The following is a 12,598-nucleotide window of genomic DNA, read 5'->3' as shown; positions in this document are numbered from 1 at the left end:
GTAGAAAAGCGCTCCGATTACCATGAACCGGAGCGCTTTTACATGATTTAGTTTTCATCTTTTTTCTTTTTGCCTGTTTTGCGGTCGATGCTTTTATCGATATGAACATTTTTTAGTGAATAATCTCCACCGATTTGGTGATATTCAATTCCTTTCACCTGAGGATTTCGTAAATAAGCTTTACCTTGTTGATAGATTGGAGCAACTGGTGCTTCATTTAACAGTAATTCTTCAGCATCTCTCAATTTATTCATACGTTGCTTTTCTTTAGTAAGCAATGGACCGTCCGCTTCTTTAAGCATAGAATCATATTCTTTACTACTCCAGTCTGTATTATTCTGAGCGTTACCTGTAGTCATAGTTTCTAAAAATGACATTGGGTCTGGGTAGTCTGGTCCCCAGCCAGCTAAAGACATCTCATACTGCATAGATAACTCAGCGTTTACTTTTTGCTTAAATGGCATTTGTTTAATTTTTACCGTTACCCCTGGTAAATTTTTCTCAATATCTGATTTGATAAATTCCGCTGAAATTTTAGCACTTGGTGTATCTTGGACATTTAAAGTAAAAGTAATTTTGTCCTTACCTAGCGCCTTTTTAGCTTTAGCTAAATGATCTTGAGCTTCTTTCACATTGTACTTCAATGGTGATTTAACCGTTTCCGCATAATCTTTCGTACTGTTTGGTAAAGGTGCTGTTTGTTTGGCTGTGAAATTATTAAAAGGTTTTGATCCATCACCGAGTACTGAATCAACATAAGATTTTTTATCTATTGCTTGAGAAATTGCGATTCGTAAATCTTTATTTTTAAAGTCAGGGAACACTTTCTCATTCATTTTCAAGAAGAATGTGGACGCTTTTAATTTTTTAAATAATCCAGGGTCATCTTTATATTTGTCAACTTGCTCTGAAGTAATTTCAGTATTATCTACCGAATCTGTATCATAAAGTGACGCACCCGCCTGTTGGTCTTTCAAGATTTTATAATTTACTTTATCCAATTTCACATTCTTCTTATCCCAATATTGGTCATTTTTAACCATAGTTATCTTATCTTCTGCTTTCCAGTCTTTCATTTTAAAAGGACCGTTGTATACAGCTCTATCTGCGCCTGTACCATATCGATTTCCCTCTTTTTTAGCCACTTTCTCATCTTGTGGCATATATGTACCGAAAGCGAGAAGTTCTTTGAAATAAGGTACCGGTTTTTCAAGATCGATTTGAAGTTTGTATTTATTAATTGCTTTAACACCTAAGTCTTTGACAGGCTTTTTACCACTGTTTACATCTTCAGCATTCTTAAGATAATTCATGATAAATGCATACTCTGAACCTGTCTTCGGATTCACAGCTTTACGCCAACTATAAACAAAGTCGTTCGCAGTTACTGGATCTCCGTTAGACCATTTTGCATCGTGACGCAAATCAATTGTATAGCGTTTCTCATCTTTAGAAATCTTTGGTTCGCCTTTCGCTACCCCTGGAGTTGCTTTATCATTCTTATCTAATACATACAACCCTTCATACACTTGTGTAAAAGTTGTAAATGACACATTATCGGAGGCCATAACATTATCTAACGTACTCATATCTTGAGGTAATGTACTACGGAATACCTGCCCTTTGTTATCATAAAGACTTTCATTTTTACCACACCCACTCAAGACGAAAGCTGCAGCAATGAGGGTGCCGACAATCTTAGTGCACTTGAACTTCATCTGCGTCCCCTCCTTTATCTTGTCGAGTGTTGATATGCTTTCTTAATTCAGCCGCTTCTGCATCTGTCGTAAAGACGTAATGACCTTGCTCAATTTCGTTGAGTTGACGTTCTCCATCTTTACCATCTTCTTTATAAGTCATTCGCGTGCGTGTACGCTCACTTTCTGGATCAGGTTGAGGTACTGCTGACAATAGTGATTGCGTATAAGCATGTAACGGATGATGATAAATATCTTCGGCTTTTCCGATTTCGACAATTTTACCAAAATGCATCACTGCAATACGGTCTGAAATATATTTGACCATCGATAAATCATGGGCGATAAACAAGAACGTAATATTGCGTTCACGTTGAAGTTTCAACAACAAGTTAACCACCTGTGCTTGAATGGACACATCCAGCGCGGAAATTGGCTCGTCTGCAATAATAAATTCGGGTTCCACCGCGAGTGCACGTGCGATACCGATACGTTGACGTTGCCCGCCAGAGAATTCGTGCGGATAACGGTTGGCATGTTCTTTGTTCAGCCCTACCGTTTCTAACAAATCATACACACGTCGCTTACGGTCCTTGCGACTCGTCGCCAATTTGTGAATATCAATCCCTTCAGCGATAATGTCCATGACTTTAAGTCGAGGGTTCAAAGAAGCGTATGGATCTTGGAAGATCATTTGAATTCTCTTATTAAATTTCAAAGATTGCTTACGTGACTTAATGTTTTTAATATTAATCCCGTCGTAGAATATATCTCCGCTCGTAATATCATTCAATTTAATAATCGCTTTCCCCGTCGTCGATTTACCACAACCAGATTCACCAACTAGTCCAAATGTCTCACCTTTGAAGATATCAAAGGAAATATCGTTGATGGCACGGACTTCGTTGCGTTTACCTTGGTTAAAATATTGCTTTAAATGCTTGACTTGTACGAGCACTTCTTGATTATTCTCCATCAAACGACACCCTTTCTACCTGCTTCGGTTGAGTATAGTTGTTCGGCATAGTTCTCAATCGTTTGCGCACCATTTCAGGTGGTTCGACATGCGGTGCACGTGAATCGAGCAACCATGATCTGACGAAGTGTGTAGGCGACACTTTGAACCATGGTGGCATTTGCTTGAAGTCAATTTCTAACGCATAAGGACTTCTCTCTGCAAACGCGTCACCTTTAGGTGGATGTAATAAATCTGGAGGTGTACCCGGAATCGCGAGTAATTCTGTATCTGCGCCTGTTTCCAAATCTGGCATCGATGATAGTAATCCCCACGTGTATGGATGCTTCGGATCGTAAAAGATTTCGTCGACCTCTCCTGTTTCCACCATTTGTCCTCCGTACATAATTGCTACACGATCTGCTACGTTAGCTACTACTCCCAAATCGTGTGTGATAAAAATAATCGAAGTTTCGATCTTTTTCTGTAATGATTTCATCAAATCTAAGATCTGCGCTTGCATCGTTACGTCAAGTGCTGTCGTTGGCTCATCGGCAATCAATATCTTCGGTTCACAAGCCAAAGCGGTTGCGATAACGATACGTTGGCGCTGACCTCCTGAGAATTGATGCGGATAAGCATTAAACCGTTGTTCTGCGTGTGGTAGGCCCACTAAATTCAGAATTTCTAACGCACGTTTCTTCGCTTCACTTTTACTATAATTCCGATGCTTCATGAGTGGTTCCATGACCTGTTTCCCAATCTTCATCGTAGGATTGAGTGACGTCATCGGATCTTGGAAGATCATCGAAATATCTTTTCCTCTCAATTTAATGAGTTCTTTCTCAGTCTTCTGAGTTAAATCTTCACCGAGAAACTTGATACTTCCTTTTTTAATACGGCCTGTGTCGCCTTGGAAGAGTTTCGTAATCGCTTTCGTCGTCACAGATTTACCAGAACCTGATTCGCCGACGATCGCTAAGGTTTCCCCTTTGTTTAAATAGAAGTCAACACCTCGTACTGCTTGCACTTCCCCTGCGCTAATATCAAAGGACACATGCAAATCATTGATTTCTAATATTCTCTCTGACATAATTTCTGCCCCCTTTATTATTTACGCATCTTCGGATCGAATGCATCACGCAGTCCATCACTGAATAGATAGAAGAAGAGTATGAGTAAACTCAATAAGATCGCTGGTATAAAGAGCTCATGTGGATGGATCAAGAGCATTTGACGTCCATCGTTGACGAGCGAGCCGAGCGATGTTTTTGGTGCTGGTACACCGATACCGATAAAGCTAAGGAACGCTTCAAAGAAGATTGCACTAGGTACGGTAAACATCGATGTAACGATGATAGAACCTAAGGCATTCGGTAAGATGTGTCGGAAGATCAATTTGAGCTTAGATGTTCCTAACGTACGGGACGCTAAGACAAATTCTTGGTTTTTTAACTTTAAAAATGATCCACGAACGACACGGCTCATGCCTATCCAACCTGTGACGGTCATCGCTAAGATAATCGTCCATAAAGAAGGTTCGAAGATGAGCACGAATAAGATAACGACGATTAAGTTTGGAATCGACGCGATAATTTCAATCAACCGCTGCATAAAGTTGTCTATCCTACCTCCAAAGAATCCTGAAATCGCGCCGTAGACTACCCCGACGAAGATATCGAGTAAGGCAGCTGCTACACCGATAAAGAGTGAGACTTGAGTACCCTGCCATGTACGTGTCCACATATCACGACCTAACTGGTCAGTCCCAAACCAGAAATTCTCTTTCACGCCTGCTTTCTTATAAGCATCGTGTCCGTCAGCACCTTGACCGTCAAACGGTAAAAAGTGGATGTGGTCTAATACTGGAATCTTCGCTGGTAGGTTGCGTCGTTGAACATCTTGTTCTGCATAGTCGTGATCACTCAACAGCGGACCTACAAATGCGAATATAATAATGAGCAGCAAGCCAATCATTCCGATGACTGCTAATTTATTACGTCGTAGTTGATCCCACGCGTCTTGCCAGAAACTCTTACTCTCACGCTGTAACTCTGGCTCTTTCTCTAAATTACGTTCACTTCTGATAAAGTCATCTGCCATAATCCCTTCGGAGGTATGTGTCATCACTGAGTTTGCTTCCGGAGTCACTGTATCTTTCTTCTTCATCATGACTTATTACCTCCTTCGACACGGATACGTGGGTCAATGATTCCGTAAAGAATATCAACCACGAAGATTGAAACGATAAATAGTGTACTGAATAACAATGTTGTTGCCATAATCACTGAGAAGTCGTTCGTCGTAATTGACCGTACGAATTGATCCCCTAGACCAGGCACACCAAAGATTTGTTCAATCGTTAATGTCCCTGTTAAGATTCCGGCTAACATTGGAACGATAATCGTGATAACTGGAATCAAAGCATTTCTAAGCGCATGTCCGAATAATACACGCATCGTTGAGTTCCCTTTTGCTCTCGCTAACAATATGTAATCTGCGCTGAGCACTTCTATCATTTCCGCACGTATATACCGGGCAACCGTCGCGATAACTGAAGCCGATAACGCTAGAGATGGTAACACTGCAGTGGAGAATCCTTCCCAACCTGCCACTGGGAACCATTGCAAACGTACAGAGAAGACATATTGTAATAACACTGCAAGCACGAATGACGGTACAGATACTGCAATGACTGAGATGACTGTAGCTGTATAGTCTACCCAAGTATTCTGCTTCGTCGCTGCAGCTACACCAAGGATTAATCCGAGGATGACACCGATAACCATCGCTGAGAGTCCCATTTCCATCGATGGTATTAACCGTGGTTTAATCAATTCCCATACCGGCTGATTGTGGTATTGGAATGAGTAACCGAAGTCTCCCATCACAACGTTCTTGATGTAGTGTAAGTACTGAACTGCGACCGGATCGTTGAGTCCATATTTCTCGTTTAAAATATGCTTTTGAGCCGCGCTGAGTTTCGCATCGTTAAACGGTGATCCTGGCATCAGCTTCATTAAAAAAAACGTAATCGTTATGATGATAAATAACGACAATATCATATAACCAAAACGTTTTAAGACGTATCTAAGCATATAACATCCCCCTTGTTTAAGTAGTAAACATTCCCTTCACAATTTTCAGAAATATTTAATAATATTATATAGTTAATTCTGCATGAAATCAATGATAAATCACCTCATTTTTCTTCTCTATCACTTTAATTCATAGCAGAAATCTACACTAAAAACGTGATTTGAGCTATACTTATACTAAATTTCTCAAGAGCTAGGATGAGTTTGATGCGCAATTTATCACAATTATTGACGTTTATTCTTTTAACACCTGTCATATCGCTAATCATTTGGCTATTCACATCTCACCATTGGGTAGAGTACGTCAATATCGTGTTCTACGTAGCGATGATACTAAGTATTGTTACCTTTATCTTGATCCTAATACAGGAAGGCGTATTCGATGCGACGAGTTATGGCATGCGACGTATGAAGTATCGCTTATCGAGTAAAAAGCATCAAGCTTCCGTTCAAGATGACGACTTCTTCAACCCTCAACAAGCGAAGAAATCACATTATCAAGTGGCGCGTTGGGTTAAGGTCGCATTCGGTGTTAATTTATGCTATTTAGCTCTCGACATCCTCATTACTTTAATTATTATGTGAGTCAGGGCTATTTATTTATGAAACTATGTAAAATGAGAGTGGATCGCTTAGTATAGTCCACTCTCAAAAATATAATCCTGATGCAAGCTTTATTGACTTGGAATATGTGGATTTTTAAACAGGGCAATATACATCAGTGCACCGCCTATAAGAATCAAGATGACAACGTAAATTGACATTTGCCATGATAATAAGATTGCTCCGAGTATTAACCCAAAGCGCGCGAGAATTTCAGATCCGAAAAAGCATATCGTCTCCATCGCTGAATATGTACCTCGTTTGTCCTCAGGTATCATCAGAAAGCGTTGTGCGTTATGAATCGGTGAATAAATGAGCTCACCAATCGTTGCAATGACTATAACGAGACAGAGCACCCAGAACGAATTAGACATTGTGAGCAATCCATATCCTACTGCATATAACAGAATCCCCACGATAAATGCGTGACGCTTTCGCATTGACGTCATCCACTGATTGACTTTGAATGTCATCGTTACGACAACAATTGCATTAATAATCATGATAATCGTAAAAATGCGCACACCATCAATTGGAATCCCCCATAAATGTATCGTCTGAAATTCATTCTTCAAACGAACAATAATATAAGAATTCAAACTCAGTTCAGCCATCATAGTCAAGATAAAGCCACTGTTAAGTAACATGTAATATTTATCCTTAAAGACAAGCATTAAATTCTGCAAGAAATGCTTCACTTTTCCTAAATCCTCAGCTCTTTGGCTCATCACTTGCTCAACGTGGTAGTATTTAATAAATAAATACCAACTCACGAGCATAGCTGCAAAGAACAAGCCAAACAATAAATGTTTATGGTGATGATATAGCGCTGCACCAAACAACATACCAAGCGCTAAACTGGCATTATAGACCCAGTAATTCAGTTGATAGACATATTCACGTACGTCCTCGTAAATCGCATCCATAATTGCCGCATTCAGAATAGTTTCACCTATCCCAGTGAGATTGCTAAAGATAAAAAGCGTTACGCAAAAGATGACGAGCCCAATCCCGTCCAATGTTACCGTCAGTGCTAATATGATTAAACAGACACTGTAGAGCAAATAGATCAGATGAATCAGTTTCTTGCGATTGTAATGGTCACCGAGATAACCACCAATGAAAGAAATCACGATATTCACTAGAATATTTACGATAAAGAAGACACCGGCAAAGATAGCATTAATCTTAGAAGTTAAGTATAGAGCGATAAACGGCATAATTGCATTCATCGTCGTGCTCAGTAAAAAGTCACCGATAATTCGACTTTTTAACGTGGCCGAAAGAGTAAAAAATTTTCCCATCGCCTTTTTCTCCTAATTTTCTGACTTTTAAATACCTTACCTAATATTTAAGATAATTACAACACCCCTTTTACCATCTCGAAGAAAGTTTCCTAACAACGTAAAAGTCCCCCAGCTAAAGAGCCAGGGGAAATTCTATACTAAAAATTATCCTTCAAACTTTTTAAATAATAACACTGCGTTGTGGCCACCGAAACCTAAACTATTACTCATCGCATAGTTAATATCTAAGTCAGCTGCTTTGTTAGGCGTAAAGTCTAAGTCACACTCTGGATCAGGACTATCTGCATGGATGGTAGGAGCTACACGACCATCACGAATGGATAGAGCTGAGAAGATGGCTTCTAAACCACCTGTACCACCGAGCAAGTGACCTGTCATCGATTTCGTTGAACTAATCTTCAACGATTTCGCTGCGTCGCCAAAGGTATTCTTAATCGCTTGAACTTCTGTTAAATCGCCTACAGGTGTACTTGTACCGTGCGCGTTTAAGTATTGAACTTGATCTGCCGTAACACCTGCATCATCTAGAGCGAGTTGCATGGCACGTGCACCGCCCTCACCTTCTGGAGCTGGAGCAGTTATATGATGTGCATCACCTGTAGAACCATAACCTACGATTTCTGCGTAGATTTCAGCTCCACGTGCTTGCGCTGACTCTAGAGATTCGAGTACGACGATACCTGCACCTTCACCCATGACGAAACCGTCACGGCCTTCTTGGAATGGACGACATGCCGTCTCTTTATCATCGTTTGTAGACAATGCACGGCTCGCACTAAATCCTGCTACCGCCATATGTGTAATCGGCGCTTCAGTACCACCTGCAACCATCGCATCGGCATCTCCGCGTTGAATAATCTTGAACGCATCACCGATAGAGTTAGTACCTGTCGCACAAGCTGTGACTGTTGAACCGTTCGGCCCCTTTAATCCTAAATCGATAGACACTTGACCTGTTGCCATATCAGGAATCAACATCGGCACGAAGAACGGACTGACACGTCTAGGTCCACGTTCATTCAATTGATTATGTGCCACCTCAAATGTTTCCATGCCACCGATGCCTGAGCCAATCCATGTACCGATACGCTCAGCATTATCGTCAGTGACTTCTAATTTCGCATCTTTCACCGCTTCTCTAGCAGCAACCACCGCATATTGTGTAAAGCGATCCATACGGCGCGCTTCTTTACGTGGGATATGGTCTTCGATGTTAAAATCTTTGAGTTCACCTGCTAAGCTCACGTTATACTTGGAAGTATCAATACGTGTAATTGTATCAATTCCATTCACACCTTCTAAAGCATTCTTCCAAGTTGTCTGTGCGTCATTACCAATCGGCGAAAGTGCACCTACGCCTGTTATTACCACTCGATGCTTATTACTCATATGTTTATCCTCCTATTTACCCCATTTTAAAGTGATAGCGCCCCAAGTTAAACTGCCACCAAATCCGACAAGGACTAGGGTATCGCCATCTTGAATCTTTCCGTTCTCTAACTCTTGTGCAATACTCAATGGAATAGATGCGGCTGAAGTATTACCAAATTGATCCACTGAAACACTCATCTTCTCTTCTGGAATGCCTAAGCGTAAACGCGCAGATTCCATAATTCGAATATTCGCTTGATGCGGCACGAACATATCGATATCGTCCGCAGTCAATCCTGCTTTCTCTACCGCTTTCGTAGACGCTTCACCCATAATGCGTACAGCGAATTTAAAGACTTCACGTCCGTTCATCACAATCTTATGTGTCTCTTGGTCTTGGTAAAGATATTTACCGCCGCTACCATCAGAACCTAACTCATAGCTTAGAATACCATGTCCTTCTGATACTTCTCCAATCACAGCGGCGCCTGCACCATCGCCGAAGAGCACTGCTGTTGAGCGGTCACTCAAGTCTGTAATTTTAGACAACTTATCCGCACCCACGACAAGAATATTGTGGTAGTCGCCAGATTGAATAAACTGTTTCGCATTGATCATCGCATACATAAAGCCACTACATGCCGCTAACTGATCCATTGTCGCGACTTTCTTCGTGCCAAGACGTTCTTGAAGCATATTCGCCACAGTTGGGAAAGGATAGTCTCCTGTGGACGTTGCTACCATAATCATATCTATATCTTCCGCTTGAATTCCTGCATCTTCAATTGCTTTCACGCTCGCTTCATAAGCCATATCTGATGTATCTTCGTCATCAGCGGCCCAGCGGCGTTCCTTAATTCCAGTCATCTTTGAGATCCATTCGTCTGATGTGTCTAAAAATGACTCGAAATAAGCATTATCAATTACTTTACTCGGCGCATACGCACCAAATCCCTTAATACCCACATTCATGGTTGTACACCTACTTATTCTAATTTTTGGTACCAGGTCTTAATCTAACATAGTCTTTCTCACAAGTACAATTACAAATATTCGTACGACAGTCATATGTTCACTAAATTATAAGTTATCTCTATAGGGATGACAATTGATAAGACCTTCCTAGTTAAAAGTAGATGTGATCATTTAAATCTCGATGTCTACTGGAAGGACACGCATATGTCACAACACTTTAGATTCCGCTCTATACAAAACGCTTTATCTTCTATATAATTGAATCTGAATGGATAGTGTCATTAAATCTATACATAAGTCATCTCACCATGACATTTTAAACAATGACATCATTAATTATAATCTTAATTATCATACAAGTTATGACATGAAATATTGGAACGATAGGAGGCATAGCCATGAAGTACATTATGGTACTCATTTGGTCAATACTCTTGCTTGAAATGGTAGGCTTCGTACTTACAAGTCTCGATGGCGGTTCTTCTGTTAACTGGATTCTACCTATCATCGTAGCAGTAGTATTTACAATCTTTGTAATGATATTTACAGCAATTATCAAACCTACACACAAATCATACCAAGAAGAACGATAATCTCTATTTGATTGAGAACCAGCTGATTCAGTTGGTTCTTTTTTTGATATCAAATTCTCGTCTAGTATTACTCTTGGTGGCATAGCGAAAAGTCCTTATCCCAAGAAAAAGCTCGATGGCACAACGCCACCGAGCTTTTTCCATCTTAATGCAGCACATAGCTATAAAAACTACGACCTAATTAATACAAGCCGTTTTTCTCATTACTTGTATCAATAAAGATGTTTTTAACTTGTTGATAGTTCTTAATCGCTTCTTTATATGTTTCGCGACCAATACCTAATTTTTTATAACCGCCGAATGGTGCACCTGCAGGAACTTGGTTGTAAGTGTTAATCCATACACGGCCTGTACGCATTGCTTTAGCAACGTTTAACGCACGGTTGATATTTGTAGTAAAGATACCACCTGCTAAGCCGTATTCAGAGTCGTTCGCAATCTTCACAGCTTCTTCTTCGTCTTCGAATTTAATCACTGTTAAGACTGGACCAAAGATTTCTTCTTGCGCCAATTTATTATTGTTGTCGTCCACTTCGATGATAGTTGGTTCAAAGAAGTAGCCTTTATCCATACCATTGTCAGTGATACGTTTACCGCCAGTGATGATACGTGCGTCGTCTGCTTCTTCTGCGTATTTCACATAAGACTCAATCTTCTCGATTTGTTCTTGACCTGTTTGACTACCCATGAGTACATCTTCGTCGAATGGGTCGCCCACTTTGATGCTTTCGAACGCGTCTTTCAAGCGATCCATCACTTTGTCATATACACTAGATTGAAGTAGTAATCTTGATCCGGCACTGCAAACTTCACCTTGGTTGAGTAAAATACCAATTTGAATGCCTTCGATTGTTTGTTCAAGGTTCGCATCATCAAAGACGATGTTGGCACTTTTACCACCTAACTCAAGTGTAGCTGGCACGATACGATCTGCGCCGGCTTGAGCGACTTTGTAACCTACGTCTGTAGAACCAGTGAATGACAACTTGTGTACGCCTTCGTGATCAAAGATAGCTTGACCAGATTCAGAACCTTTACCAGTCACAACATTCACTACACCTTTAGGTAGCACATCTTGGAAGATCTTCGCTAATTCAATAAGTGATAACGGTGTTGAAGATGAAGGTTGAATCACAACTGTGTTACCTGCCGCTAATGCTGGACCAAGTTTCCAAGAAGCGAGTAACAATGGGAAGTTCCATGCAACTACGGCACCTACTACACCAATCGGTTCATGGCGCACGATACTCATGTGGTCTTCGTTCAAGTCGTTAACTGTACCTTCGTCAGTTTGAAGTACACTCGCAAAGTATTTGAAGTGTTGCGCAACGAATGGTAAGTCGAATCCGCTTGTTTCACGATAAGGTTTACCGTTCTGTAAAGATTCAATCGTTGCGAAATGTTCCATCTTGTCTTCGATTCGGCGACTAATTTCGAGTAAATAGTTCGCTCTTTCGTCTTTAGACGTCTTGCTCCAAGAATCGAAGGCTTGTGTAGCCGCTTCGACTGCTTTATCTACATCAGACTTAGATGCTTTCGCAATCTTAGATAGGACTTCGCCATTAGATGGGTTCGTCACCTCTAAAGTGTCACCTGATTCACTAGATTGAAATTCGTTATTGATAAATAAACCATATTGTTCGTCTAAATAGTCTTTCACATTTACAGCCATAATAGACCTCCTCTATCTCTATTTCGGACTTTGCGTGATGTGACATTATCTATATAAGTCGTTAGTGCTTTTGGAATATCTATTATGATACATTCCCTATTTCCGCTATTTTTAAAAGTAAGAAGCTCAAATTACTAATTTTCGGTAATTATAAAGATTTCTTGAGCACACCCACTAAAGTAACAGCATTCTCTTCATTATTTCCCCATAAATGATATATTCTATTTTAATCTCTAATTACACCTGCCCTATTACGAAGCTCCCACTTCACCTATACCCCTTTCACTTCAAACGCAAAAAAGAAGTCGTCCAATGAAAGCATTGCGC

Annotated in this window: 11 protein-coding genes; 2 read left to right on the top strand and 9 right to left on the bottom strand. The window is 40.4% G+C overall.

What is annotated here, in order from left to right:
- Positions 1 to 47 precede the first annotated feature (47 nt).
- Genes CD039_RS02375 through opp3b form a run of 5 tightly spaced genes read right to left on the bottom strand, consistent with a single transcriptional unit; the run spans position 48 to position 5,750 of the window.
- Positions 48 to 1,718 carry a peptide ABC transporter substrate-binding protein gene (locus CD039_RS02375; protein WP_103370970.1) on the bottom strand — a complete coding sequence of 557 codons (1,671 nt, stop codon included), beginning with the start codon at positions 1,716 to 1,718 and terminating at the stop codon, positions 48 to 50.
- Positions 1,699 to 2,673, bottom strand: coding sequence for an ABC transporter ATP-binding protein (locus CD039_RS02370; protein ID WP_103370969.1), 975 nt, complete (start codon positions 2,671 to 2,673; stop codon positions 1,699 to 1,701). The genes CD039_RS02375 and CD039_RS02370 overlap by 20 nt, the downstream gene beginning before the upstream one ends.
- A complete protein-coding gene (locus CD039_RS02365) occupies positions 2,663 to 3,745 on the bottom strand; it encodes an ABC transporter ATP-binding protein (RefSeq protein WP_103370968.1) in 1,083 nt (360 codons plus the stop codon). Before CD039_RS02365 ends, CD039_RS02370 begins: the two co-directional genes overlap by 11 nt.
- Before the next feature lie 17 nt (positions 3,746 to 3,762).
- Positions 3,763 to 4,824 (bottom strand): oligopeptide ABC transporter permease, encoded by a 1,062-nt coding sequence (gene opp3C, locus CD039_RS02360; RefSeq protein ID WP_103370967.1) that lies wholly within the window; start codon positions 4,822 to 4,824, stop codon positions 3,763 to 3,765.
- Positions 4,821 to 5,750: an oligopeptide ABC transporter permease gene (opp3b, locus tag CD039_RS02355; RefSeq protein ID WP_049406664.1), complete on the bottom strand. Its 930-nt coding sequence runs from the start codon at positions 5,748 to 5,750 to the stop codon at positions 4,821 to 4,823. The genes opp3C and opp3b overlap by 4 nt, the downstream gene beginning before the upstream one ends.
- A gap of 207 nt (positions 5,751 to 5,957) precedes the next feature.
- Here opp3b and CD039_RS02350 point away from each other — a divergent pair, with 207 nt between their 5' ends.
- The gene (locus CD039_RS02350) at positions 5,958 to 6,335 is read left to right on the top strand and encodes a DUF3899 domain-containing protein (protein WP_103370966.1); all 378 of its coding nucleotides are present in this window, start codon (positions 5,958 to 5,960) and stop codon (positions 6,333 to 6,335) included.
- A gap of 89 nt (positions 6,336 to 6,424) precedes the next feature.
- Here CD039_RS02350 and CD039_RS02345 read toward each other — a convergent pair whose 3' ends face one another.
- From CD039_RS02345 to CD039_RS02335, 3 genes are all read right to left on the bottom strand, one after another.
- The gene (locus CD039_RS02345; protein ID WP_103370965.1) at positions 6,425 to 7,657 is read right to left on the bottom strand and encodes an MFS transporter; all 1,233 of its coding nucleotides are present in this window, start codon (positions 7,655 to 7,657) and stop codon (positions 6,425 to 6,427) included.
- Positions 7,658 to 7,804: 147 nt separating this feature from the next.
- Positions 7,805 to 9,049, bottom strand: coding sequence for a beta-ketoacyl-ACP synthase II (fabF, locus tag CD039_RS02340; RefSeq protein WP_103370964.1), 1,245 nt, complete (start codon positions 9,047 to 9,049; stop codon positions 7,805 to 7,807).
- Positions 9,050 to 9,061: 12 nt separating this feature from the next.
- Positions 9,062 to 10,003 (bottom strand): beta-ketoacyl-ACP synthase III, encoded by a 942-nt coding sequence (locus tag CD039_RS02335; protein ID WP_103370963.1) that lies wholly within the window; start codon positions 10,001 to 10,003, stop codon positions 9,062 to 9,064.
- A gap of 401 nt (positions 10,004 to 10,404) precedes the next feature.
- Here CD039_RS02335 and CD039_RS02330 point away from each other — a divergent pair, with 401 nt between their 5' ends.
- On the top strand, positions 10,405 to 10,599 hold the full coding sequence (locus tag CD039_RS02330; protein WP_103370962.1) for a YjzD family protein: 195 nt from the start codon (positions 10,405 to 10,407) through the stop codon (positions 10,597 to 10,599).
- A 181-nt stretch (positions 10,600 to 10,780) separates the two neighbouring features.
- Here the strand turns inward: CD039_RS02330 and CD039_RS02325 are convergent, their stop codons facing one another.
- On the bottom strand, positions 10,781 to 12,271 hold the full coding sequence (locus CD039_RS02325) for an aldehyde dehydrogenase family protein (protein WP_415640372.1): 1,491 nt from the start codon (positions 12,269 to 12,271) through the stop codon (positions 10,781 to 10,783).
- Positions 12,272 to 12,598: the final 327 nt, after the last annotated feature.

The organism is Staphylococcus argensis (assembly GCF_002902305.1).
GTDB classification, from domain to species: domain Bacteria; phylum Bacillota; class Bacilli; order Staphylococcales; family Staphylococcaceae; genus Staphylococcus; species Staphylococcus argensis.
Note: the sequence above shows the minus strand (reverse complement) of the source record. Positions and strands in the feature narration are given on the sequence as shown.

Excerpts from the sequence above, each read along its gene's own strand:
- CD039_RS02375 (WP_103370970.1), bottom strand. The coding sequence starts at position 1,718 with ATGAAGTTCAAGTGCACTAAGATTGTCGGCACCCTCATTGCTGCAGCT.
- fabF (WP_103370964.1), bottom strand. The coding sequence starts at position 9,049 with ATGAGTAATAAGCATCGAGTGGTAATAACAGGCGTAGGTGCACTTTCG.
- CD039_RS02350 (WP_103370966.1), top strand. The coding sequence starts at position 5,958 with ATGCGCAATTTATCACAATTATTGACGTTTATTCTTTTAACACCTGTC.
- CD039_RS02330 (WP_103370962.1), top strand. The coding sequence starts at position 10,405 with ATGAAGTACATTATGGTACTCATTTGGTCAATACTCTTGCTTGAAATG.
- CD039_RS02370 (WP_103370969.1), bottom strand. The coding sequence starts at position 2,673 with ATGGAGAATAATCAAGAAGTGCTCGTACAAGTCAAGCATTTAAAGCAA.
- CD039_RS02365 (WP_103370968.1), bottom strand. The coding sequence starts at position 3,745 with ATGTCAGAGAGAATATTAGAAATCAATGATTTGCATGTGTCCTTTGAT.
- CD039_RS02325 (WP_415640372.1), bottom strand. The coding sequence starts at position 12,271 with ATGGCTGTAAATGTGAAAGACTATTTAGACGAACAATATGGTTTATTT.
- opp3C (WP_103370967.1), bottom strand. The coding sequence starts at position 4,824 with ATGATGAAGAAGAAAGATACAGTGACTCCGGAAGCAAACTCAGTGATG.
- CD039_RS02345 (WP_103370965.1), bottom strand. The coding sequence starts at position 7,657 with ATGGGAAAATTTTTTACTCTTTCGGCCACGTTAAAAAGTCGAATTATC.
- opp3b (WP_049406664.1), bottom strand. The coding sequence starts at position 5,750 with ATGCTTAGATACGTCTTAAAACGTTTTGGTTATATGATATTGTCGTTA.
- CD039_RS02335 (WP_103370963.1), bottom strand. The coding sequence starts at position 10,003 with ATGAATGTGGGTATTAAGGGATTTGGTGCGTATGCGCCGAGTAAAGTA.